Annotated in this window: 27 protein-coding genes, 1 pseudogene and 1 riboswitch; of the genes and pseudogenes, 17 read left to right on the top strand and 11 right to left on the bottom strand. The window is 40.5% G+C overall.

The window, feature by feature from the left end:
- Positions 1-8 precede the first annotated feature (8 nt).
- The 5 genes from ACTWPM_RS12190 (at position 9) to ACTWPM_RS12170 (ending at position 6,061) form a co-directional block, all read left to right on the top strand.
- Positions 9-1,400, top strand: a complete 1,392-nt coding sequence (locus tag ACTWPM_RS12190) for a bifunctional metallophosphatase/5'-nucleotidase (protein WP_443133311.1) — start codon at positions 9-11, stop codon at positions 1,398-1,400.
- A 104-nt stretch (positions 1,401-1,504) separates the two neighbouring features.
- A complete protein-coding gene (yunB, locus tag ACTWPM_RS12185) occupies positions 1,505-2,281 on the top strand; it encodes a sporulation protein YunB (protein WP_443133310.1) in 777 nt (258 codons plus the stop codon).
- Positions 2,282-2,335: 54 nt separating this feature from the next.
- A riboswitch (Lysine riboswitch) is annotated at positions 2,336-2,525 on the top strand.
- 137 nt (positions 2,526-2,662) lie between these two features.
- Positions 2,663-4,216, top strand: a complete 1,554-nt coding sequence (locus ACTWPM_RS12180; protein ID WP_443133309.1) for a Na+/H+ antiporter NhaC family protein — start codon at positions 2,663-2,665, stop codon at positions 4,214-4,216.
- A 223-nt stretch (positions 4,217-4,439) separates the two neighbouring features.
- Complete coding sequence (locus tag ACTWPM_RS12175; protein ID WP_443133308.1) at positions 4,440-5,969, top strand: sodium-dependent transporter; 1,530 nt, start codon at positions 4,440-4,442, stop codon at positions 5,967-5,969.
- Positions 5,969-6,061: a MetS family NSS transporter small subunit gene (locus ACTWPM_RS12170; protein ID WP_443133307.1), complete on the top strand. Its 93-nt coding sequence runs from the start codon at positions 5,969-5,971 to the stop codon at positions 6,059-6,061. Before ACTWPM_RS12175 ends, ACTWPM_RS12170 begins: the two co-directional genes overlap by 1 nt.
- Before the next feature lie 46 nt (positions 6,062-6,107).
- Here ACTWPM_RS12170 and ACTWPM_RS12165 read toward each other — a convergent pair.
- Positions 6,108-6,953: pseudogene (locus ACTWPM_RS12165) on the bottom strand (M23 family metallopeptidase); the annotation flags it as partial.
- A gap of 169 nt (positions 6,954-7,122) precedes the next feature.
- Complete coding sequence (locus ACTWPM_RS12160) at positions 7,123-7,746, bottom strand: YhcN/YlaJ family sporulation lipoprotein (protein WP_443133306.1); 624 nt, start codon at positions 7,744-7,746, stop codon at positions 7,123-7,125.
- Positions 7,747-7,878: 132 nt separating this feature from the next.
- Between ACTWPM_RS12160 and ACTWPM_RS12155 the strand changes: the two genes are divergently transcribed.
- Positions 7,879-8,154, top strand: coding sequence for a YutD family protein (locus ACTWPM_RS12155; protein ID WP_224894134.1), 276 nt, complete (start codon positions 7,879-7,881; stop codon positions 8,152-8,154).
- Between the two features lie 53 nt (positions 8,155-8,207).
- Here ACTWPM_RS12155 and ACTWPM_RS12150 read toward each other — a convergent pair whose 3' ends face one another.
- The 3 genes from ACTWPM_RS12150 to glpX are packed head-to-tail and all read right to left on the bottom strand — an operon-like array spanning position 8,208 to position 9,804.
- Positions 8,208-8,501, bottom strand: coding sequence for a cytosolic protein (locus tag ACTWPM_RS12150; protein WP_443133305.1), 294 nt, complete (start codon positions 8,499-8,501; stop codon positions 8,208-8,210).
- 48 nt (positions 8,502-8,549) lie between these two features.
- A complete protein-coding gene (locus ACTWPM_RS12145; protein ID WP_443133304.1) occupies positions 8,550-8,816 on the bottom strand; it encodes a DUF3055 domain-containing protein in 267 nt (88 codons plus the stop codon).
- Positions 8,817-8,829: 13 nt separating this feature from the next.
- A complete protein-coding gene (gene glpX, locus ACTWPM_RS12140) occupies positions 8,830-9,804 on the bottom strand; it encodes a class II fructose-bisphosphatase (RefSeq protein ID WP_443133303.1) in 975 nt (324 codons plus the stop codon).
- A gap of 146 nt (positions 9,805-9,950) precedes the next feature.
- Here glpX and hepT point away from each other — a divergent pair, with 146 nt between their 5' ends.
- Together hepT and ACTWPM_RS12130 are read left to right on the top strand one after the other, a co-directional pair.
- The gene (gene hepT, locus ACTWPM_RS12135) at positions 9,951-10,394 is read left to right on the top strand and encodes a type VII toxin-antitoxin system HepT family RNase toxin (protein ID WP_443133302.1); all 444 of its coding nucleotides are present in this window, start codon (positions 9,951-9,953) and stop codon (positions 10,392-10,394) included.
- 774 nt (positions 10,395-11,168) lie between these two features.
- Positions 11,169-11,951 carry a TIGR01457 family HAD-type hydrolase gene (locus ACTWPM_RS12130; protein ID WP_443133301.1) on the top strand — a complete coding sequence of 261 codons (783 nt, stop codon included), beginning with the start codon at positions 11,169-11,171 and terminating at the stop codon, positions 11,949-11,951.
- A gap of 29 nt (positions 11,952-11,980) precedes the next feature.
- Here ACTWPM_RS12130 and ACTWPM_RS12125 read toward each other — a convergent pair whose 3' ends face one another.
- On the bottom strand, positions 11,981-13,543 hold the full coding sequence (locus ACTWPM_RS12125) for a hypothetical protein (RefSeq protein ID WP_443133300.1): 1,563 nt from the start codon (positions 13,541-13,543) through the stop codon (positions 11,981-11,983).
- A 123-nt stretch (positions 13,544-13,666) separates the two neighbouring features.
- Positions 13,667-14,182 (bottom strand): phosphatidylglycerophosphatase A family protein, encoded by a 516-nt coding sequence (locus tag ACTWPM_RS12120; protein ID WP_443133299.1) that lies wholly within the window; start codon positions 14,180-14,182, stop codon positions 13,667-13,669.
- 181 nt (positions 14,183-14,363) lie between these two features.
- On the opposite strand from ACTWPM_RS12120, the gene ACTWPM_RS12115 reads away from it, so the two are divergent.
- Positions 14,364-15,329 carry a 2-hydroxyacid dehydrogenase gene (locus tag ACTWPM_RS12115; RefSeq protein ID WP_443133298.1) on the top strand — a complete coding sequence of 322 codons (966 nt, stop codon included), beginning with the start codon at positions 14,364-14,366 and terminating at the stop codon, positions 15,327-15,329.
- A gap of 51 nt (positions 15,330-15,380) precedes the next feature.
- Here ACTWPM_RS12115 and ACTWPM_RS12110 read toward each other — a convergent pair whose 3' ends face one another.
- Positions 15,381-15,602: a NifU family protein gene (locus ACTWPM_RS12110; protein WP_014644140.1), complete on the bottom strand. Its 222-nt coding sequence runs from the start codon at positions 15,600-15,602 to the stop codon at positions 15,381-15,383.
- 159 nt (positions 15,603-15,761) lie between these two features.
- On the opposite strand from ACTWPM_RS12110, the gene ACTWPM_RS12105 reads away from it, so the two are divergent.
- Both ACTWPM_RS12105 and ACTWPM_RS12100 read left to right on the top strand, forming a co-directional pair.
- Positions 15,762-16,085, top strand: a complete 324-nt coding sequence (locus ACTWPM_RS12105; protein WP_443133297.1) for a YuzD family protein — start codon at positions 15,762-15,764, stop codon at positions 16,083-16,085.
- Between the two features lie 94 nt (positions 16,086-16,179).
- Positions 16,180-16,410 (top strand): YuzB family protein, encoded by a 231-nt coding sequence (locus ACTWPM_RS12100; protein WP_443133296.1) that lies wholly within the window; start codon positions 16,180-16,182, stop codon positions 16,408-16,410.
- Positions 16,411-17,279: 869 nt separating this feature from the next.
- Here the strand turns inward: ACTWPM_RS12100 and ACTWPM_RS12095 are convergent.
- A complete protein-coding gene (locus ACTWPM_RS12095; protein WP_443133295.1) occupies positions 17,280-17,909 on the bottom strand; it encodes a hypothetical protein in 630 nt (209 codons plus the stop codon).
- Positions 17,910-18,132: 223 nt separating this feature from the next.
- On the opposite strand from ACTWPM_RS12095, the gene ACTWPM_RS12090 reads away from it, so the two are divergent.
- Both ACTWPM_RS12090 and ACTWPM_RS12085 read left to right on the top strand, forming a co-directional pair.
- A complete protein-coding gene (locus ACTWPM_RS12090) occupies positions 18,133-18,495 on the top strand; it encodes a HesB/IscA family protein (protein WP_443133294.1) in 363 nt (120 codons plus the stop codon).
- Positions 18,496-18,767: 272 nt separating this feature from the next.
- Positions 18,768-19,013, top strand: coding sequence for a hypothetical protein (locus ACTWPM_RS12085; protein ID WP_443133293.1), 246 nt, complete (start codon positions 18,768-18,770; stop codon positions 19,011-19,013).
- A 36-nt stretch (positions 19,014-19,049) separates the two neighbouring features.
- Here the strand turns inward: ACTWPM_RS12085 and ACTWPM_RS12080 are convergent, their stop codons facing one another.
- Positions 19,050-20,036, bottom strand: coding sequence for an NAD(P)/FAD-dependent oxidoreductase (locus ACTWPM_RS12080; protein WP_443133292.1), 987 nt, complete (start codon positions 20,034-20,036; stop codon positions 19,050-19,052).
- 298 nt (positions 20,037-20,334) lie between these two features.
- Here ACTWPM_RS12080 and ACTWPM_RS12075 point away from each other — a divergent pair, with 298 nt between their 5' ends.
- The 3 genes from ACTWPM_RS12075 to ACTWPM_RS12065 all read left to right on the top strand — a co-directional run bounded on the left by ACTWPM_RS12075 (position 20,335) and on the right by ACTWPM_RS12065 (position 22,944).
- Positions 20,335-21,555 (top strand): NAD(P)/FAD-dependent oxidoreductase, encoded by a 1,221-nt coding sequence (locus tag ACTWPM_RS12075; protein ID WP_443133291.1) that lies wholly within the window; start codon positions 20,335-20,337, stop codon positions 21,553-21,555.
- Between the two features lie 146 nt (positions 21,556-21,701).
- Positions 21,702-22,019, top strand: a complete 318-nt coding sequence (locus ACTWPM_RS12070) for a YuiB family protein (RefSeq protein ID WP_443133290.1) — start codon at positions 21,702-21,704, stop codon at positions 22,017-22,019.
- Between the two features lie 283 nt (positions 22,020-22,302).
- Positions 22,303-22,944, top strand: coding sequence for a 3D domain-containing protein (locus ACTWPM_RS12065; RefSeq protein ID WP_443133289.1), 642 nt, complete (start codon positions 22,303-22,305; stop codon positions 22,942-22,944).
- A 122-nt stretch (positions 22,945-23,066) separates the two neighbouring features.
- Here ACTWPM_RS12065 and ACTWPM_RS12060 read toward each other — a convergent pair whose 3' ends face one another.
- A complete protein-coding gene (locus ACTWPM_RS12060; protein WP_443133288.1) occupies positions 23,067-23,549 on the bottom strand; it encodes a divergent PAP2 family protein in 483 nt (160 codons plus the stop codon).
- A gap of 282 nt (positions 23,550-23,831) precedes the next feature.
- Between ACTWPM_RS12060 and ACTWPM_RS12055 the strand changes: the two genes are divergently transcribed.
- Entirely contained in the window at positions 23,832-24,053 is a 222-nt protein-coding gene (locus tag ACTWPM_RS12055) for a hypothetical protein (RefSeq protein ID WP_443133287.1), read from the top strand.
- Positions 24,054-24,074 lie beyond the last annotated feature (21 nt).

The raw sequence follows: 24,074 nt of genomic DNA, 5'->3' as shown, positions 1-24,074 counted from the left end.
GACTGATGATGAAGGAAAAATTATTTTTTTATTACACAAGTGATTTACATAGTCATTTTGAGAATTGGCCCCAAATCGTCGGCTACTTTAAAAGGAAGAAGGATCAACATAATCGGAAAGGTGAAAATTTCTGGTTAATGGACAACGGAGACCATGTGGATCGATTTCATCCGATAGCCGAAGGGCTTATGGGAAAAGGTAACGTGGAACTTTTAAATCAGGCAGGTTACCATCTGGCTAACTTAGGGAATAATGAAGGAATCACGCTTTCCAGTGAGGACCTATACACCCTGTATGATAAGGCTGATTTTGAAGTGATTTGTGCGAATCTCAGTTATGGTGGAGACTCTCAGCCTGCTTGGCTGAAATCACATACGATTCTAACCTCTAATAAGGGCACAAAGATCGGCCTGATTGGTTTGACGGCTCCCTTTAAAACATTTTACAAACAGCTTGGCTGGGAGGTCGAATCCCCTTATGATTCATTAGATGAAATTATAAATGTGGTGCGTGAACAATCAGATATTGTTATCCTGCTTTCTCATTTAGGTATTAATGATGATGAAGAAATTGCACGCCGATACAAAGGGATTGATGTCATTATTGGCGGCCATACTCATCATTTATTCCAGAATGGTGAATACACGGAGAATTCGCTTTTAACAGCTGCCGGAAAGCATGGGACGCATCTCGGAGAAATTATATTGGAATGGGACACTGAACAAGGAAAATTAATGAAAAAAGAAGCTTATGCGATTCCCACTGAAAATTTACGTAAGGATGAGAGAGTTACACAAGATGTACAGGGTATGAGAGAAAGAGCCGTAGATCTTTTACAAACTCCCATAACCAGGTTAACCAAGCCCTTATATATAGGCTGGTTTCAAGAGACTTCTTTAATGTCCAGACTGACCATAGAGCTCAAAAAGTGGACAAACTCAGATGTAGCTATGCTGAATGCGGGTATTCTTTTAGATCATTTAGGAGAAGGGGAAGTAACTTATCAAGATGTGCATCGGATCTGTCCTCACCCCATGAACCCTTGTAAAGTAGAGTTGAAAGGGGACGAATTGCTGGAAGTCATTCGGGTAGCTCATACAAGAAAGTTAACGGAGATCCGCTTAAAAGGCTTTGGCTTTCGTGGAGAAGTAATTGGAAAAATGGTTTTTGCCGGCGTGGAAATTGAAACAAAAGAGTCGCAGGATGGGGAAGAACGCGTGGTAAGGGTTACAAAAAATGGAGTACCGATTGATCTGGAGAAGTCCTATACTCTTTCAACCGCCGATACGTTTACCTTCGGAAGACTGTTTCCCGAAATTGCCTACGCACCTAATAAGGCTTATTATATGCCTGAATTACTCCGCGATTTGCTATCGGAAGCTCTAAAAACATATGAATAAAGAGCTTCATCAGTAGATATGAAGGTAAGGTTCAAATATATCATTATTTATATGCCTAAACCTCTTCTGGACTACATATAGTTAGTTCAGGAGGGGTTGTTTTAATGGGAAAAAGTAAAGTTACAAATGGACCCTCAATCGGGAAAAGAATTGTTTTGACTTTTATGTTTTTTTTACTCTTTACCGCTTTAAGCCTCTGGTTAATCAACCGTGGTATTACTCCGGCTCTCATCGGTATAGCTGAAACAAAGACCCAGCAATTGGCAAGAGATGCGATCAATGAAGCCGTAAATAAACAAATAGCAGAAGACTTACAATTTAATGATTTAGTTAAAATGGAAAAAGATGATAATGGAAATATCGTTTATATGGGTTGGAATTCGGTGGTTGTTAACAGGGTGCTGAGAAACACAACGTATCGCGTCCAAAACTTTCTAAAGAGAATGGAACTAAACGAATTACCGATGGAAGATACAACACTTGAACCAGATATTGACCCTAATATGACGCAGGAAGAACTTGGCGAACAGCCTGCCACATTAATTGAAATTCCAGTAGGACAGGCGACAAATAATTCGCTCCTCGCAAACCTGGGTCCTAAAGTACCAGTTCAATTACGAGTAATTGGAGATGTACAATCAAATTTCCAAAGCGAAATTACGGAGTATGGTATTAACGCAGCATTATTTCAACTATCTATTCATATTGAGGTAAACGTAAGGATTGTCATTCCATTTTCCACTGAAACCACTACTGTCGCAACAGATATTCCTATAGACACAGCAACTATCCTAGGAGAAGTTCCTGATTTCTATGGAGGACAAGGAGAAGGACCAGACAAATCACCATCTTTTTCCTTTCCAATGGATGCCTTGCAATAATGTAATCTGACTGATAAAATGACATGGAATTAAATATGCGTGACCTTATCAGATCGGTGAGGTAGAGGTGCAGACGTCATTAGTAATTAATGGGAGCAAGGCAAGCTAGGATCATTGATGAAAGGGATGAGTTTCTGCCGAAGTGTACGATAGTGATGTCAGACTATCCTATGCTGGTGTATATCTGAAGAAGAGACACACTGTCATGCATGCTCTTTTGGGTGCATGGGGCGCTACTGATCGAAATGGAGGATAATCAAGTTGCTAAAACAGGCAATGATAGGTTATTTTCTACTATCATTGTCTTTTTTTATTCCTCATTTTTATTTGCAGTAGCCTTCCTACTCCCGTTTACATCAATAGCTTTACGGAGGGAATATCATGGAAGGAACGATTTATTCTTTAATTCCGGCAGTTCTAATGCTGGTCCTTGTGTTACTTACAAGAAGAGTGATTCTATCACTGGGTATAGGGATTATTATCGGAGCGTTTATGCTCACGGGAATTGATCTCAAGGAAGGTTTTGTATTAATCTGGTCTTTATTTTCCACTATTTTCGTGAGTGAAGGAGCTCTCAATACAGGAAATCTTTATCTGTTATCATTCTTATTTTTATTGGGAATTACCACAGCCTTTATGACAGCTTCTGGAGGAAGTAAGGCTTTCGGAAAATGGGCAGTTGAGAAAATCCGCACACGAAAAGGGGCAAAATTACTGCCGTCTGTTTTAGGTATTATCATTTTTATTGATGACTACTTTAATGCACTAGCTGTTGGTCAGGTGGCCAGACCTGTAACAGACCGTTACAGAATATCAAGGGCTAAGCTTGCCTATTACATTGATTCTACTTCTGCTCCTATTACCGTTATCTCTCCGATATCAAGCTGGGGAGCTTATATCATTGGCACGATTGGAAGTATTTTAGCTGCTAATGAAATTTCTAATTATCAGGCATTGGAAGCTTTTGTTTTAATGATTCCTGCCAATTATTATGTGTTCGCTGCTTTACTGCTAGTGTTTCTTACAATCTTCCTAAAGCTCGATATTGGAGCCATGCGGACTCATGAAAAGAGAGCAGTAGATACCGGGGAGCTAACTAATCCTCACGGTGATGTACCAGGGGATTTAAATGATGAATTTAAGCAGCATAATAATGGAAAAATCGCTCATTTGATTCTTCCGATTGGAGCGCTTGTAGCTGGAACCATAGCGGCTATGGTGATTACAGGTATTCGAAATACAGAGGGTGCCGTAAGTCTGCTAGCTATTTTTGCGAATACTAATGTAAATATTTCCTTATTTATAGGTGGATTGGCAGCCGTTGCTACGGCAGGTATTTTATATGCAGCACAAGCTGGACCAAAGTCGGCAGCGCCTATCGTATTCTGGGAAGGAATCAAAGCCATGCTGCCCGCTATTTATATATTAGTTTTCGCCTGGATGATTGGAGATATTATCAGCCAGCTGCAGACAGGTGAATATTTAGCACAGCAGTTCCGCCAGGCGGATATTAATGTCGCGTATCTGCCACTCCTTATCTTTATTATTTCCGGCTTCATGGCGCTTTCTACGGGAACTTCCTGGGGAACATTTGGAATCATGCTTCCAATAGCTGGGGAAATAGCAGCTGTCACTGAGCCGGCTATGATTCTGCCTGCTTTATCAGCTGTACTGGCTGGTTCGGTGTTTGGAGACCATTGTTCTCCTATTTCAGATACCACAATATTATCCTCTACGGGGGCAGGTGCTAACCATATTGACCACGTACTCACCCAGCTTCCTTATGCGGGTATTGCGGCTGTGGCGGCCTCAATTGGATATATCCTTCTCGGCCTGACGGGCCAAGTGTGGATTCCGTTATTAGCCACTCTGGCTGTTGTGGCGCTTATAGGTATATTGATTCATTTTTTTACACCCTCAATTGAGCAGAAATAAACGATAAAATTATCCTAAGGATAGAGGCTTTTTATTGTCTCTATCCTTTTTTTGTTATTTTTGTTAAATTCTAAATATTTTAAAATAACTTTGACAACCCCAAAAGGGATGGTTATAATTTAAGCAGAAATAATCAGAAAAAAATAAAAATTTTGAAACATCCTCTCACTCCTAAAAATAGGGGTTAAGTGAGGGATTATATAAATAAAAGGAGGCCTTTCACATGGAAAATCGTGCACAATGGGGGACGCGAGTGGGGTTCTTGTTAGCTGCAATGGGGTCAGCTATCGGACTTGGTAACATCTGGCGTTTTCCGGCCACTGCATATGACAGCGGCGGAGGAGCATTTATCGTACCTTATCTATTTGCTTTACTTACAGCAGGTATTCCTCTTTTAATCATGGAATATACCATCGGTCATAAATACCGGGGGTCTGCACCAAAGTCTTTTGGCAGAATTAAAAAGGGCTTTGAATGGCTGGGATGGTGGCAAGTTGCCATATCCTTTGTTATTTCTACTTATTATGCGGTTATTATTGCCTGGGCAATTATGTATGCTTTTTATTCTTTTAATTTAACATGGGGCGATGATCCAACTGCTTTTTTCGTAGGAGATTTCCTGGAGTTGGCCGATGCTGGAGCAATTGGCGGACTTGTTCCGAAAGTGCTGCTGCCGTTGCTTGCTGTTTGGGTTATTACTCTAGGGTTTTTAGCGCGAGGAGTTAAAAAAGGAATTGAAGTAGCTAATAAAATCTTTATTCCGCTGCTTGTCGTCTTATTCCTAATCATAGTGGTCAGAGCAGTGACACTTGAAGGGGCTGCTGACGGTCTTTCAGCTTTCTTTACGCCGGAATGGAGCCGGATTGCAGATCCTAACGTATGGGTGGCAGCCTACGGACAGATTTTCTTCAGTTTATCAATAGCCTTTGCCATCATGGTAACTTATTCTTCTTATCTGCCTAAGAAGTCAGACATAACGAACAATGCCTTTATTACCGGGTTTGCTAACTCATCATTTGAAATCTTAGCTGGAATTGGTGTTTTTGCAGCAGTTGGATTTATGGCATTCCAATACGATACAACAGTAGGTCAACTGGCTGCTGAACGCGGCGTAGGGGGTATTGGACTAGCGTTTATGGTCTTCCCTGAAATTGTAAGCCAAATCCCGGGAATACCTGGACTGTTTGGATTCCTATTCTTTGCTTCCCTGGTCCTTGCCGGTCTTTCTTCTTTAATTTCCATTACGGAAACGTATGTAGCGGCTGTATCGGAGAAATTTAATGTCTCTCGTATATCTGCCGTACTCTTGGGAGGCGGTTTGGCAGCAGTTATCTCTCTTCTCTACGCTACAAGAGGCGGATTAAGCATCTTGGATACGGTAGACCACTTCATCAACACGTTTGGTGTTGCATTATCGGGTCTCGTTGAAATTGTAGCCCTTGCTTGGCTGGCACGCAGTATTAAAGGTTTGAAAGAACATGCTAACAAAACCTCTGACATTATGCTTGGCAACTGGTGGGTGGTTTGTTTACAGGTTATTACACCGATTGTCCTAGGATACATGATGGTACAGAACCTGATTCTTGAGTTGTCTTCTGCATATGAAGGTTACCCTGTCACTCTATTAGTTGTTGGGGGCTGGCTGGTGGCTGTTGCTGCTATCGTTGTTGGTGTTCTCTTCTCTATGAAGAAATGGCCGAACAATGAGTTAGAATTCAACGAAGATGAAGACTCGAAAGGGGCTGCTCGATAATGGCGATTATCATGTTTATTATTACCGTAACAATTATATGGGGCGGACTTGCGCTCAGTATCACTAATGCAGTTCGTAAATCTAAAGGTTAAAACAATGAAAAACCGGAATGGTGAATTTAATCACCTTTCCGGTTTTTTAATGGACCATGCGTTCCCATTTTTTTAGAAATGGATAAGGATCAAAAGCCCACTCATTTTTTCCGTTATCCTGGTACATACCGTAGTGTAAGTGTGGAGGGAATTTTCCGGAAGTCCCTGGAGGACCGTAACCAGAAGCGCCGACAGAGCCTATGACATCTCCTGGCTGTACCACATCTCCGACTTCGATATTATCCGCAAAACCGTTGAGATGTGCATAATAGTGATAAATGTTATAAATATCACGAATACCAACTCGCCAGCCTCCGAATTTGTTCCACCCCTTCATTTCTATTACTCCATAAGTGGTGGATTTAACAGGCACCCCGTAATTAGCAAATATATCGGTACCTTCATGAATGCGCCGGCCACCGAAACCGCGGGCGTCTCCCCAGGTGCTACGGTAGCTGTAATTGGCTTCTGTGGGTACAGGGAAGTCTCTTTTTGTTAAAGAGACCGTCTGAAACTTTTTAAAAACCTGAGCTGTATTCATAATGGTTTGGACGGTTAAATCACGTTTATAGTAGTTAAATAAAGCGATTTTAATATCATCTTCTGTGGTGCCGTAAGACTGAATGTATTGCCCCATGGTCCATAGGAGATCTTCGTCATTCTCTATTTCTGCTTTGTTATCGCCATTTCCGTCAGATCCCCATCCATTAGGAAAGAAATCTACAGGCATCTCGCCCGTGCTCCCTGTCCAAAAGAAGGGGTCGGGTTTAATAGCTGTGACTCGACCTTCTTTTGGATCATCGTGGATTTGACGTTCGTATTGATCAACAGCCGCAAGATACTCCCAAGGAATATTTGTGAGAGCAGCTGTTTTTTTATACAAAGCCATTCTTGCTTGGCCTTCCTGATCTGCGTATATATGTTCACTTCCTAAGCTCATCAATACGAAAAAGATAAGCGAAATACCTAAACATTTCATTAATATTCACCTACGATGATCTTTGATACTCTTAGCATGAACTACATGCTTAATGTTATGTTTGGAAATGAAAGCCAGCTTATCAGGTCTCTGTACCAGGTCTATCATCCGAACCCATATTTGGCCCTTCATTTGGCTGGTCACTGTCATTTTTAGGTACTTTACCTTGCGGAGACTTCTTCATTTTCTTAATAATACTGTCGATCACTTCCGTATATTGTTCATCATATACAGTGGAAGTACTTACACTTTGGATATCTCCAAATGAAGCCGGGTCATCGGATACAAACACGTGGTAAAAGCTTGGTACTAGTGAATATGCAGTCTTTTGAACCATATCCGCTGCCTGCTCTCGATCGTGATTATCCGGAGGCTGGTACGCAACAAGAATTTCGTTGTCTGTAACTAAAGTAGCAACATCTTCAAACCCATCATATCGTAGAATCATTCTTGTGATCATATCAGCCATTTGTTCACGATTAACTTTAATGTCACGTTTTTTTTCAGATTCCTGGTCCAATTGGTCTTTCTTGAATCTTACATATCCTACTTGTCCTTCAAGAGGCTGATCATTGTAATTGTCCATAGCGTTCCCGTTAAGAGTATCACCGTCACGTGTTTCTTCTTCTCGATCTGTTGTTTCGTTACAGCCGGTTATCATAAATAGACAAGCCAATAAAACTGATAAAATGGTTAGTTTTTTCACTTCTTTTCCTCCTTATTAGTCGGTTTCACTTAGGTTGAACTTTTTTTAATGAATCATACTTATTTTGTAAAGTTGTGTTTCCGCGTTATTCGAGAAATATGATACACTTATGTCAGGATAGAGGTGATAGACGTGGTAGAAATTTCAGGTAAAAACTTTGAAATCGTAGAGAACCATCGAGATGCCTTTCAACAAGAAGATGTGGAAGGAAGATTTAGCGATATATTAAGTAAATATGATTTTATAGTCGGAGATTGGGGATACGGTCAACTTCGTCTTAAAGGTTTTTTTGATGATCAAAACCCAAAAGCCACATTCGATACAAAGATCAGTACGCTTGAGGACTATTTGTACGAATATTGCAACTTTGGCTGTGCCTATTTTGTATTGAAACGTGTACATCAATAAAACCGACGGGCATTATGGAAAGCCGCCGGTTTTTGATAGTTAGGAAAATTAATTTATTCGGATTCTTCCTCCGAAGGCTTAATGTCCCTGTCTTTTTCGTCGTGAATAGGGTGCGCACCATCCTCTTGCCGCTGAAGATCCTGGTGCAGGGCCTTATATTCGTAGTTGAACGCGCTGTAATAACGCTGTTTTTCTGTCCAGGGAGCACTCTTCTCATTGGAAACGGGTTTATCTTTGTTTCTTGGTGAACCATAAGGTCCCTCAGGTAGCTGCTCAGGCGTCAAATAATTACGCTGCGCCTCTACATTAGCGAAATCAGAATAAAGCTTTTTATCTTTTCTGCTCATAAAAAAACCTCCCTTGGCTTTTAGTTTTTCCAGGGGAGGTTTCTTTATTCAGAGGAGATCGGGCAGATAGTTTCTCAACTCTTCGGCTTCAATAGCACTTAATTGGAACAAGTGCTCCAGATGACCATCTTTGCTAATGGTTTCATGATCCAACAAGGCCTGGCGGTTTTTGTGAAGATTAATAACCATCGTCTGGTTATTAAAGTGATCAGCTTTCATTAAAGCAAGCTCGAAACGATGGCTCCCGGCTGTAAAGCATACGAAACGGGTGCTCGTCTCCTGAGTAAAGTCCTCAAGGAGAGGTCTTTCAGCCATGAATTCTCAACTCCTATTCTTCATTCATTACTAAATGGGGCTTGTAATCCAAATGATGGTGAGCTTTGATAAATCGTACGGTTCTAGTTTTAGCCCGCATGACAATTGAATCTGTTTGGGCCAGATCCCCACCTAAGAATTTTACTCCATCCAACAGTTCTCCTTCGGTCACACCGGTTGCAGCAAAGATAGCATCATCACTTTTTACCAGATGATCTAGAGTCAAATGTTGTAATGGGTCTTCTAGTCCCATTTGGCGACAACGTTCCATTTCTTCTTCATCTTGCGGAGCAAGTCTGGCCTGCATATCTCCGCCTAAACTTTTAATTGCTGCAGCTGAAATGACACCTTCAGGGGCACCGCCTCTTCCTACGAAAAGATCTACCCCTGTTTCTGGAAGGCAGGTAGCAATGGAAGCTCCTACATCTCCGTCACCAAACAATTTTACGCGGGCTCCCTTTTTGATAACACGATCAATAATATCCTGATGGCGATCACGTTCTTGAATGATAACCGTTAAATCCCGAACACGTTTATTATTCGCGCGGGCCACAATATCAATCGTGCGTTCAATAGGATCATCAATATGGATGAGACCTTTGGCGTACTTTCCTACAGCAATCTTGTCCATATACATATCGGGCGCATGAAGCAAAGCCCCACGTTCTGCGGCAGCTATAACAGCAACAGCATTATTATGCCCTTTTGAGACAATATTAGTACCCTCTAAAGGATCAACAGCAATATCCACGGAAGGCCCGGTCTTATTACCCAATTCTTCGCCGATATAAAGCATTGGGGCTTCGTCTAGTTCACCTTCACCAATAACAACGACCCCTTCCATTGACACGGAATCAAACATTGTTCTCATGGCAGTAGTCGCTGCATCATCAGCGCTCATTTTATCGCCTCTGCCCATCCATTGAGCTGAAGCAATGGCTGCGGCTTCCGTTACTCTCACCAATTCCAGTGCTAATTCTCTATCCATATATGCTCCTCCGATTCATGTTAAAATTAGTGTACACTAATAATAGGCAGTATAAGTAATATCGCCTTTTTTTATTTAAAACCATGAATTATGTTATCATATTTAAGAGATTTATGTGAAAAAAGTTTTTGTGCGGAGGTATTAGGATGTATTTTGTCAATCGTGAGAAGATCGAAGAGATTTTAACTTATATGGAAAAAATTTTAGATGAATATTCAACGTCTTCGTTTCAGTCATTTAAAGACCAGCTTGCGCTTGAACGTCTCACACATATTAGTATTGAAGCTATTATCGATGTAGGAAACATGATGATTGACGGCTTTATAATGCGGGACCCAGGGAGTTATGAGGATATTATTGATATTCTAACTGATGAAAAAGTTCTGCCAGAAGAAGAAGAGGAAGGGTACAAGCAATTAATAAGTTTAAGAAAAATGATTGTCCAGCATTATACGGCAGTTGAACATGACACCATTAGAGAAACATGGAGTTTCCAATTAAAGACTATCCAAAAATTCCCGGAACGTGTTCGCTATTACTTAAATTACGAACTTGGGCCTGTGTCGGCATTTTCTAACGACAATAAATAGTCATAAGTTAATACTCATGATAAAATAGTCGCGTGTCTAACGCGATTTTTTTATTTGAATGACTGTTAGCCGATTGAGTCAAAGGACAGGCTCTATTAAAAAGTGTAGATAACATGGAATAAGAGGCTTATTAAACTAAAAGGCCGGATAGTTGAAGACTCAGTTTCGAGATATTGTGTTAGAGTGAAGGTCCTGCGGGGGACGATTCGCTTTCCGTGGGCATGTGCTGAGCCTCCTCAGTCTTCGACTTCCGGGGTCTCACCGATCATGTTTATCCCACAGGAGTCATCATCGTCCCCCTTCGGACCTTGCTAAATCAGGAGATCGAAACGGCTTCAAACCTCATCTGCTGGATGTGGAATTAGATCATGTGGTTTTCTACCCATTTTCAGGATGGAATTACCCGCAATAGCCTGTCCAAAAAGGAATTAATTCAGATGAAGCAGAAGAATTTTTCTTTTCTGGAAGGGTCCGTTTTTTCTCAATCATGTTGGGTTGGTGGGGAAATGGCGAGACTCCCATGGGAGAAGGAACTAGGTGAGATCCCGCAGGGAGTGAAACGAGCGAGGAAGCTCACCGTTCCCCCATAGGAAAGCGAGTTATTTCCCCACCAACCCTTCTCCATTTAACGTAATGGGCCCCGAGTATCTCGAAACTGAGTCTTCCAGTATAGGGAGCGTTACTGTCAAATCAATTAATTAGAGCCACTGCGTTAATAGACAAAGGAATAACAGTCATATATGTAACTAATTTTTATAGGAAGAAGGTGTTTGAATGAGCCATTATAAAGCTTACTTAATTGATCTGGATGGAACGATGTATCGAGGTGCTAAACCAGTGGAAGGAGCTTCGGAGTTTGTCAAATACCTGGAAACAAGTCATCTTCCATTTATGTTTTTAACGAACAACTCCTCAAAAACAGCCATTCAAGTTACTGATAAACTGAATGACCTGGGAATTCCAGCTCGTCATGAACAAATCATGACAAGCAGTATGGCGACAGCTATTTATATTAGTCAGCAACAAGGACCTTCCAAAGTTTATGTCATTGGAGAACAAGGATTGAGGGACGCCATGATTAAGGAAGGGCATGAACTGGTGGATGACAATCCCGATTTTGTAGTAATAGGAATCGATCATCATATAAATTACGAAAAACTGACAAAAGCATGTCTGCATGTAAGAAATGGATCGGCTTTTATCAGTACAAATGCAGATAGGGCGATTCCTACAGAGCAGGGAATGGTACCTGGGAACGGAGCATTAACCTCTGTCATCAGTGTAAGCACAAGAATCGAACCATTATTTATTGGAAAACCAGAATCGATCATCATGGATCAGGCCCTGGCTCGTCTTGGATACGAGCGGGATCAGGTTCTTATGATCGGTGACAATTACCATACTGACATTTCTGCTGGCATTAATGCTGGTATGGATACACTAATGGTAGAAACAGGAGTCAGCTCATTTCAAGAGGTTAAGGGTTATGAGAAACAACCAACTTATAAGTATAAAAATTTAATCGAGTGGATGATGAAAAAGAAGCAGAAGGGCTAAAGCCCAACTGCTTCTTTTAGTATAAACTTTTACAATAGGTAAGGGCCAAAAAATACGGTAACCAGGAGAATGTGAATCCCTATAAAGTAAGTCAATCGGATAAAAACAGACCAGTCTCTTTCTTTAACACCATAGGAGAGGATTAAATAAGTAAGTACGGCAAATCCAAGCAGGAAAATAATTGAACTTCCCTGAAAGCTTAAATATTCTGGTGCTTTTGCCATTAGGCGGTTCGTGAACATACTATCTTTAAAGAGGAGAGCGGCTGCTAAGTAAATCATCGTCCCTGCGTAAAATATCCAAGAGCGGTTATGATCCATGGCGCGGCTATTTGCAAACATGATCACGACAATAAAAAAGAGGGGCCAGATAAACCATAAACCAGCTATAACAATAGAGAACATTCCTGTGGCAAGCATTCCGACGGTTTTGCCTAAACTTTGAATGAATGCTTCCTGGGTCATCTGATCCGCCTGCTCAACGATCGAAGGTTTTGCTGAGGAGAGCATAAGCTTATTTTTATTGTCACTGCCCTGATCGACCCATAGCGCTGTGTTTGCTCCTTCCAACCACACAGGTTCAGCTGAGGGGTTTGGAGTATTACTTAATCGAGTGACTTGGTTTTCTCCCTCGGAGGATAAGGCTGCTCTATAGATGTTAAACTCTGGAGTATCAGCATACGTTGTTTTTGTAGCTCCAAAACCTTTAAATAAGAGATTGACGGACTTATCTTCCATAGACATTTCAATATCAGAAACTTCTTTTAATTCCGAACTTGAGTGAGGGTCAGGAAAGTTTACTTTTTGAAGTTGTGGATTTTCTCCGAATGGTGATTGGGAGAAGTAATAGAAGTTTGTACGCTCTCCCCCTGCACTTTGCTTTTGAAGAGTGCTGACTAAAAGGGAATAATTCTGATCTTTGACTGAGAACTGAATGTTACTAATTTCTTCTGTCCCTTGGACGAGAAAATCAGCTACTCCTAATTCAGTAACTTGTTGATCATCTAGTTCATAGAATTTTAAGTGATTCCCATTCGTATCAGTAGTCTTAGTCATTATATAAGCGGCTTCATCAGTTTCTGTAACAGCTATTTCAGTATTTTTATTCTCGAGCTGCATTAGGGAAATTGAATCTAGAGTATCGGTATCTAACTGGAAAAGCTCCTGGTCTTTACTGTATAGAGTTTGATTTTTCAAGGGGAAGAACCCAGAAATATCCGATATCTTTTCTCCGCTTTCTCCTGAAAATATCGATTGATAATCCGAATAAATAAGGTGCTCACCGCTCCACGAAAACTTTGTAAACTTATCTACTGGAATGGGTAAGGTTTCTTCTGAAACAAGTTCAAAGTTCTGATCAAATGTATCCTTTTTCACACCCTCTTCCGTGAGATAAGAAACTTCAAGTTTTTCTTCTTCTAATAATTTCACATTAGGCTCTGTTACAGTAGGAGTGAGACCTAATTCAATTCCCTGACTCCAACCTTCTGTAGGCGGTTCTGTAACATCTGAATAATTTTCTGCGAATAATAGAAGTACTGCCGCGATTGAGATAATAACAGGAGCTGCCCACACTAAGCTTTTCTTCAGCAAGTTCATGCACAACCTTTCCATATGTAATAAATATCTATTCATATGTATTACGTTGGGCATGAGAATATGGTTTCAGGAAATTAAGAATACCGCGATTTAAATCGCGGTATTCTTAAAATCGTATTAATCTTCTTCTGTATCAGTGTCGCCAGCCATGCTATGTGCTAAGCGGCTGGAAGCTGCTGCTGCTATAGCACCTACAATGTCATCTAAAAATGTATGACATTTTCCGGATGATTTATCATTTAACTGCTTAAGTATGCCAGGCTTTTGTTTATCAATATATCCATAGTTTGTAAATCCGATTGACCCATAGACATTCACGATAGAGAAGGCTATGATTTCGTCTATTCCATAGAGTCCTTCATCGATTTCTATAGTGGACTGTAAAGGTTCCTCGAGCATTTTCTTTTCAGCGAGTCGATCCATTTGAATTCCGGTGATGATCGCATTCTGTACCTCGCGTTTTTTTAGAACTCGATTCACATTAAACCTGCATTCTTCCATAGATAATTCATCGTGATATTGAGATTGTAAATAATGGACAAGCTCAGCCATATCATCAATGGTTACACCTCGTTCAGCGAGCCAGTCTCGAGCTGTAGTTTCAAGTTCAGTTACTTTTTTATCTTTTGCCACTTTCTCACACCCTTTCTCCGGTTTTCCCCACTACCAATACCCGCGTGCCTTCCTTAACAAACCACCATAGCTTATGTCTAATTATATCAGAACTTTCAGATATTCGTCTTCTTCATTTGAGTGGAGTTGGATTAGTATATGTTAAAATGTTCTTGAAAATAGATTAAATGGAGGGAAGGACTTGCAAAAACCATACATTTTTATAACGAGAGCATTACCAGAGTCTGTTATTGCACCATACCGAAACCAGTTGAACATTGAAATGTGGCCGGAAGAAGAAGAACCTGTGCCGCGTGAAGTTTTGTTAGAGAAGAGTGCTCAAGCTGACGGATTATTGACGATGCTGACAGATGACATCAATCAAGAGCTGCTGGAGGAGACCAATAACCTGAATATTGTAGCCAATCTGGCTGTTGGTTATGACAATATTGATATTACCTATGCAGAAGAAAAACAGGTAGTTGTTACTAACACTCCAGATGTACTTACGGATACAACAGCTGATCTTACCTTTGGGTTACTAATGGCTTCAGCCAGAAGAATAGTGGAAGCCAGTGAATTTGTTAAAAAAGGGGAATGGGGACCTTGGTCACCTTTACTTCTAGCTGGGTCAGACATTCACCATAAGACAATAGGCATTGTAGGGATGGGACGGATTGGAGAAGCAGTAGCTAAGAGAGCGAAAGGGTTTGATATGAACATTCTTTACCATAACCGCTCCAGAAAGAAGAAAACAGAAGAAGAATTAGATGCTAGCTTTGCAGAGTTTCATGAACTGATTGAGCAATCAGATTTTATCGTTTCTATGGTGCCGTTTACGCCTGAAACGCATCATATGTTTGATCAGGCTGTTTTCCAAAGAATGAATTCGGAAGCCATCTTTATAAATGCTTCCAGAGGAGCAGTAGTTGATGAAGAGGCGTTATACGAAGCACTGGTCAACAAGGAAATAGCGGGGGCTGGACTGGACGTATTTGAAAAAGAACCAATCGGAGCAGACCATCCGCTTCTTCAACTTAATCAAGTTGTTTGTCTTCCTCATATAGGTTCAGCTACAAGAGAAACTCGCATCAACATGATGGAATTATGCTTAGATAACCTATGCCGATTTTTTAATGGTAAAAACGTATTAACTCCCGTTAAGTAAAATACAAAGAAGCCGGCACCTGTTAAGGTGCCGGCTATTTAAAACCATGTATTAAAATACTTGCTCTACTTCATATATGCCAGGTACTTCCTGAGCCAGGGCACGTTCGATGCCGGCTTTTAGTGTGATTGTAGAACTAGGGCAGTTACCGCAAGCCCCCATAAGACGCAGGCGCACGATACCATCTTCCACATCTACGAGTTCCACATCTCCACCGTCACGGAGTAAAAATGGGCGAAGTTTATTCAGTACTTCTTGAACTTGTTCATTCATGTTCAATCTTCCCCTTTCTATAATTCCATTATAAAACGAAATCGACAAAAAATCTATTGTAGTCTGATGGTTTATGGATTGAGAACCATTTTCATTTTATCTTTTTTTCTCAGTTTTGTAAAATGAAAATATATGAATTTGATGAAGGTGGAGAGAGTAATGAGTGAAAAGAAAATTAACCTGACCGTTTATGGAGCGGAAGTGAAATGTGCAAGCTGTGTGAATGCACCTGGATCAAAAGAAACCTTTGAATGGCTGCAAGCAGCTATAACAAGGAAGTATGGAGAAAATAAAGTTTCTTATTACTATTATGATCTCCATGAAGAAAACCAGCCAGGCGTGGATGAGCAGCTGGTCGATCGGTTACGTGAGGAGGAACTTTTTTACCCGCTTGTGCTCGTAGAAGATGAGATTGTGGGAGAAGGTAACCCTAGATTAAAATCCATTTATCAGGCTCTGGAATCGAGAGGGATTGAAGCTTAAGGTAAAAGGAAGTACGCCTGTTGTTTATTTAAGCCCTGTGTTAAAATGTGAACGGTATAGGGTTTCATCCGTATAAAAAAAGAGGTGAATGTGGATGAATCCATTGATAGAATTTTGTATTAATAATTTAGCCAGTGGTTCCCAGGAAGCAAGAGAGATTCTAGAGAAAGATCCAGATCTTGATATTATAGAATATGGCTGTTTAAGTAATTGTGGACTTTGTTCTCAAAGCCTTTATGCAATTGTTGAGGGAGACAGGGTCATTGCAGATACACCGAAAGAACTTGTGGATAAAATATATGAACACTTGGAAGAGACCCTATAAGATTTAATTACGTAAAAGAAGGCATCGCTTAGATGCCTTCTTTAAGTTTAGCTCTGTTAAATTTCCGTGTTGATTTAAAAGTAAAGATCCCGATACTGAAAGACTCAGTTTCGAGATATCTAGTGAGAGAGTTTGGTCCTGCGGGGAGCGACTCGCTTTAACCCCATTTCCATCTAAAAGAGCTGTTAACGATTGGTGTTGATTCTCACGAATCGCTTGTCGGTGGATGCTTGCCGCGGACACGGCCTCAGCTAACTTGGTCAAGAAGAACACTTGACCAAGTGGATCTTCGGCTCGCGCTGTTCCCGCAGGCGTCACCACCGACCGCTCACCGTGGAATCAACGGCGGCTAATCAAAAAATGAGTGATTTTTTGCCTATCACCAGATAGTGAAGGCACGCTTAACCCTTCGAACCTTGCGAAAGTTGAGATCATTCAATCCTCTGCTTTAGGCCTAGCTTTATAAGGAAAGATAAACCTTAAGCACGGCTGGATTTCTAGCAAGTACAGGTATTTAAAACTTGCTATAGAAGTATTTATGGCTGTCTCGGTCAGCTCCATTCTCATATAAATGAGTCCGTTCATTAGATATGGCTGGGTTGGTGGGGAAATGGCGAGACTCCCGTGGGACAAGGGAGTAGGCGAGATCCCACAGGGCGCAGCCCGAGGAAGCTTGCCGGTTCCCCCACAGGAAAGCGAGTTATTTCCCCACTATCCTGCTCCTCATCTCGTAACGGACTCAAGGTATCTCGAATTCGAGGCTTCCGCAAACCGGCCCTATAGCTTAATACGTCTTTTATGAAAATTAACGACAATATTTAGCAGAACTTTTTGGTTACAACATAGCCTTTTTGTCCGGAAGCGCTAGGTCATTTCATTCGGCTCGTAATTTTCACTTCGCTTCCAAGCAAGGACGCTGTTCCGCGGATTTTATTGTCATGAGCCATTACTACGAATTCCCACTCGTGTCCCCAAAGCCCATGTGGTTTAACGTTGATTAATTCGATAGGAGCTGCTTGAACCTGATTTCGCAAATAACTTTGTACTTCTAATTTTCCATATGCTTTTAAGGACAAGAAGCTCAGCGCAGTCAACAACCCAAGTGTAAGAATTAATTTATTGCCTGTTTTTAGTACGATGACTAAAACAGCGGCCATTAGTAAAATCAACAGCATCTCGTGTTTGAGCAATGTGAATGAATAATTTTTATAAGACAGGGGAGAAAAAAGGCGGGAACCGTTTCCGATCCAATCTATAAGCAGTGCCCCACCCATAAATGTAGTAAATGTTGCTCCTAACGCGTACCAGTAACTTGTTTTAGTGCATTTTTGAATAAGAAAAGCCAGAAATAAGGATAAAAAAGGCAGGCTGATCAGTGAATGAAAAGCCGTAGTACCAAAGAATTTAGGTATATCCGGAACTAGGACTATAAACCCCAGACTCATAATTAAAGCACGCTGCTTAAGTGTATCTTCTTTTTTTCCAAAAAAAGCAAACATTATAAAAGCACCGGCTAGAAGGTGTAAACTTGTAGATGGAACATGTGTGATCAAGGTGGAAACCAATATAATCCTACTTTCTAATGCATGGTCTCCTATGCTTATTCTCCATGTAAGCAAGGTTCAAACATTATTCGGAGAGTGAACGATTGACAGGTAATACATTTGATAATTATGACAGTGGTTAGTATACTTACAGTAAGAAAGAAAGGAGTGGCTCAGGATGATTCTAAATATTACAGAAGCGGCAAGTCACCAGATTAAAGAAATGTTGAAAGAAGAAGGTTCTAGTGATGTACGTCTCCGGTTTGGTGTAAAAGGTGGAGGCTGTAGTGGATTATCATATGCCATGGGCTTAGAGGATGAAATTAATGAAGAGCTAGATCTAACAGAAGAATCAAACGGGATCCCTGTCGTCATTAACCGACAAGATGCTGCTATTATAGAAGGAACAACTATCGATTTTAAACAGAACATGATGGGCGGAGGATTTACAATTGATAATCCGAATGCCATTGTATCCTGTGGCTGTGGGTCTTCATTCAAGACAGCGACAAACGCAGGCTCACCTGATCCTAACTGTTAAGTTATATAGAGTAAGAACAGAAACAGCTTGCAGAAAAATCCCTAATTTCTCTGCAAGCTGTTTTTATGCTCTTTAGAGGAGTATGTCATTTCGCTTAATGCGGAGGAATGCGCGAACATTATCATCGGTACAATTCCATTTTAGTCCACGCCTTTTCCTAAGTGATCACTTCGGGGGAAAACACGTTAAAGGACGTTTCTTTTATGTAATAATGTTTGTTGCTCTCTCCATATAAATGAAGTAAATCTTTTACTTGGAGAGGAGATCTGCAAATGAAGCAGGCATTACGAGACTGTTTGTCGATGAATGAATACAGGATTAGTGCCATCATTGTTGGCTTTTTTATAACGCTTGGGGTTACCATGCTTCAGTATGTACGTCTCGGGACTATAGATATGAATGTTCAAAACTTACTCTTAACCTTTATTTATGTAATTGGAGGAATACAGGTATCTCAGCACGTCAAAGATATAGCAATCAAGAATCGTGAAGAGAGAGCCGTTCAAAAAGAATCATAAAAAAAGGAGATCCTGAAAAGGGTCTCCTTTTTTTACTTATGAAAACATGCTTGTAGAGTGTTTAGGCTGGACGCGTGCCCCTGGGTCGATATAAGCTTTGGCATTATTGACAGCTGTAGGTCCTTCTCCAAATCCGGAGGCAATTAATTTTACTTTACCTGGATAGGTACAAATATCACCGGCTGCATAAATCCCTTTAATATTGGTTTCCATTTTAGAATTCACAACAATACTATTTTTATCAATTTCAAGTTCCCAATCCTTAATTGGACCCAGAGAGGATATGAAGCCGTAGTTGACAATGACATCGTCAACATCAATCGTTTCTACGCGCTCTCCTTTGACTTCATGTAATTCAACTTGTTCGATTCTTTCTTCCCCAATCATTTTTTCCGGTGCGAAAGGAGTCATTAGTTTCACATTAGAGTTTTCTAATTGGGCTACACTATGTTCGTGAGCTCTGAATTTATCTCTTCTGTGCACCAGTGTCACCTGCTTAGCAATGGGTTCGAGCATAAGAGCCCAATCTACAGCGGAGTCACCGCCTCCACAGATCATAACATTCTTACCGGCAAATTTATTCATATCATTAACATGATAATGCAAATTAGCATCTTCATATTTATCGGTACCTTCAATTTTAAGTTTACGCGGCTGGAAAGCCCCATTTCCTGCAGTAATAATCAGGGTTTTCGTATAATGTACTTCCTTGTTAGTAGTTAGTTTCAGAACATCATCTTCCACACGTTCGACTAGTTCAACCGATTGTTCTAATGCAATCGTCGGGTCGAACGCCATCGCCTGCTCTTCAAGATTATCTACTAATTCCTGAGCCCGAACTCTTGGAAAGCCCGCTACATCGAAAATATATTTCTCAGGATATAAAGCAGTGAGCTGGCCGCCGAGGTGAGGAAGACTCTCGATGATTTTAACACTAGCTTGTCGCATACCACCGTAAAAAGCGGTGAATAAGCCTACAGGTCCAGCACCAATGACCGTTATATCATATATCTTATCACTCATAATTTACCTCCTGTTGAAAAATGTCACTAATGTACATTCTATCACAAAACTTTTTTGAATGGGAAACCGGCCTTATGAAACCCTTTACAATAAGACATAATAATTCCATTATTTTGATAAAGGGATTATGGGTTGAAAATAAAAATAAAAAAGTCTAATATGAGACTAGACACTATTTAACGAATTTGTGACAAACATATAAGAATAACGACAGTTTTTTTATAATATTATGTGTGAAAGTAGTCACAAAGAACACTCAGCGGATAAATAAAATATTACGAGATGGAAGTGATTATTCATGAAAAATCCTAACATAGTCATCCTCGGTGCAGGATATGGAGGTATCATTACAGCTGTTAAACTTCAAAAAAGTTTAGGTGTAAATGAAGCAAATGTTACATTGGTAAATAAGCACAGCTATCATTACCAAACAACATGGCTTCATGAAAACGCTGCAGGTACACTTCACCATGACCATACACGTATTCCTATTAAAGACGTTATTAACACAAGTAAGATTAACTTTGTACAGGATACGGTAACAGAAATTAAGCCATCAGAAAAACGTGTAATGCTTGAAAATGGCGATTTAATGTATGATTATCTAGTGATTGGTTTAGGTTATGAAGCCGCTACATTCGGAATCCCAGGCTTAAAAGAGCACGCTTTCACGATTGGAAGCATTAACAGTGCGCGCCTGATTCGTCAGCACATTGAGTATAACTTTGCTAAATATAATAATGAAGCTGATAAAAAACAAGAGCGTTTAAATCTTGTTGTTGGAGGAGCTGGCTTTACAGGGATTGAATTTGTTGGGGAGCTAGCCAACCGTATTCCACAGCTATGCCGGGAATATGATATTCCTCGTGAAAAGGTTCGTATTATTAACGTGGAAGCTGCGCCGTCAGCCTTGCCAGGTTTCGATCCTGAGCTGGTTGAATATGCGATGAATTCCCTGGAGGGCCGCGGAGTAGAATTCAAGATCGGTGCCATGATTAAAGAAGTTACGGAGAATAAACTGGTTTTTGAAAAAGATGAACAGCGTGAAGAAATCCCTACGAACACGGTTGTATGGGCAGCTGGCGTACGTGGTAACAGCCTGGTCGAACAAGCTGGATTTGAGTCTAACAGGGGACGTACTCCTGTAAGTGATGATTTGCGCCCTGCGGGATATGACGATGTATTTATTGTAGGTGACTGTGCGTTGCTTATTAACGAAGAAACAGAACGTCCTTACCCGCCTACAGCCCAAATTGCCATTCAAATGGCTGAGCAGACAGCGGCTAACCTTACGAAGCTTGTAAAAGGTGATAAGCATTTGGAGCCATTTACTCCAGACCTTAAAGGTACTGTCGCTTCTCTAGGTCATAAAGATGCTATTGGTGTTGTGTTTAACGACAAGAAACTCTTCGGCTGGTCTGCTTCTGCTATGAAGAAGGTAATTGATAATCGCTACCTTCTTAAACTTGGCGGCCCTGGTCTTGTCTTGAAGAAAGGTAAGTTGAACTTTTTCCAATAATCCTTAATTTTTAAGTAAGAAGCAAAGGCAGCTCAGTGCCTTTGCTTTTTTTCTTAGCTTACATAGAGCGCTTGCGCTTTGCTATTATCAGTTATAGAATGAGTTTTGGAGAGATTTAGGCAAGTGCAAGCTTAGGGGGAACTTCATTGAACATCATACAGTTTTTAGTTTCTATGGTATTGTTTTTTGTGTTATTTTTTGGGATATCTTTCCTGTTAAACATGCTTTTACGGTCTTCGTGGGTCATGTCATTCGTTTATCCCGTGATCGTCTTGTTTATCGTGGACGACTTTCCATGGACAGAGTATATTTCACAACCAGCCACCTCTTTCCCAACTGTGTTTGAAAAGTTGGTGAATTTACAAGTAGTCGATATATTAATTCTGGCGAGCGGTTTAGCTGGCACTATTGTAGCAGGCCTTGTCATTCGCTGGTTAAGAAAAAATGGTTATCAAATGTTTTAATAAAACAGTCTCTTCCCTAACAGAAGAGGCTGTTTTTGTGCAGGACGTTGGTAAGAGATGTACATATTAATATTCGCGCTAAAATAATTTGCTCCGTAAAAGTTTCCATTCTAATTATGCCAAAGCAGCTGCTTCTTTGGCCTCGTATGCTTCGGTCATAGCGAAGGAGTATATCCTCTTTCCTATGGTGAGAAAAGGAGTCTGCTATTTCACCTCCCGCATTAAAAGCACTCTTGTATAAAATATACGTGCTTGGACATGATTACACCTAGAGGTGATTTTCATGAGCCAACGCCTGAAAAAAACGATGCTGATCCTATTGTTTACCTTGGCTGTGTACAGCACAGTAGCCAATGTGTCCAATCTATCAATGGGAGATTTTGATGAGTGGCTTTCTGTTAAGTTTAGAATGGATTCTTCTGAACATTTTTTAGATGCTTCAGCTACTCAGCCTGTCCTTCTTTCAAGGGCTGCTGAAGAATCTGAACGGAAGCTCTCCGAAACACTAGACCTATCACAATTCCAATCTCATACGGTCACAGCTACCGGATACACAGCGGGTCCGGAGTCGACAGGGAAGACCCCAGATCATCCTGGTTATGGCATTACTTTTTCAGGGGTCAATGTAAAAAGAGATTTATATTCAACGATTGCTGCTGATCTGAATGTCTTTCCTATAGGAACCGTGCTTTTCATTCCTGATTACGGTTATGGGGTAGTGGCTGACAAAGGATCTGCTATTCAAGGGAACGAACTTGATCTATATTTTCCAACTGTAGAAGCGGTTTATGAACAATGGGGTAAAAAAACAATAGATGTTTATGTAATTGAAGTAGGTAATGGAACCCTTTCAGAAAAACGATTGAAAGTTTTAAATGAAAACGAGTCATTACAAGTATTCCGATCACAAATCTTAAAACAGTAGTCTGGTTTTAAATTAATCAGTTAGTTTTCTACAAGCCTGCTATACCGCAAAAAAAGAAGGGTTCCTCCTGAGGACCCTTCTTTTTTTGAGACTATTTATATCAGACTTGCCCAAAATGTAGATTAGTAAATCCAGGCGTACAGTAAAAAGGTTAATAAAATCCCTGTTAGTCCACCAAAGAAAACCTCAATGGGCTGATGGCCTAATAATTCTTTCAGCTCCTCTTTTTTCTGGTACTGTTCTTTATTACCCCAATCTCTTGCTTCATTTACAAACCGATTAAAGTCATTCGTTAATATGTTCAGCATAATAGCCTGTTCTCCCGTTTGTCTCCGAACTCCTGTGGAGTCGAACATAACAATGATAGTGAACACACAAGCGACGGCAAAAATCGATGAATTAAACCCTTGCTGGATTCCGACTCCAGTAGCGAGCGCCGTAACGGCAGCCGAATGACTGCTCGGCATTCCTCCGGTGCTGAATGCCAGGCTGGGATTAAAATTTCTAGATGCAATAAATTGAATCGGAATTTTTACTAGTTGGGCAAAAAAAATCGAAGCAATTGATGCCCATAAAGGGAAATTATGCAGTAGGTCCAGCAACATGTTGACATCCTTTCCACAAATTAAGAGATGTATGTATAAATAATAGCCGTTTCTAACTTATGTTTAAATTAGAACATGGTAATTATATCATAATTTAAGCTTCTCCGTCCTAAAAAACATGCGTGTATAAGGGAGGAGCCTGGTTACTTATAATTTTAAACTGATTTAGGAATACTTAACAATAGACACTTGAACTAACCGCTAATTGCGTAGGTATTGGCCCAAACGTAACAATAGAAACTGTATAAGATAAAGAAAGCTGTCATGCAGGGAGTAATTACTATGGCCTTACAATTACCTGATTCCACCCGTCTGTCTGTTTTAAGTAGTGATCCACAAAAGAAGCTCTGGATAAATCGAGGTAAATGCGTAATTGTTTACACTAGGGAACTCACCTTTCGGGGGGTGCTTGAACAAATGCGTCCCGAGTTTTTCCTGGTGATTGCAGGAGATACCATTTATGAGCTGGAACTAAAAGACCTGATTGACATTAAACAAAATTAAAGACACCCTCTATAGCAGAGG

The sequence above is a fragment of the Halobacillus sp. K22 genome, from assembly GCF_052246795.1.
Classification (GTDB): domain Bacteria; phylum Bacillota; class Bacilli; order Bacillales; family Halobacillaceae; genus Halobacillus.
This window is presented reverse-complemented; position numbering and strand designations above follow the sequence as displayed.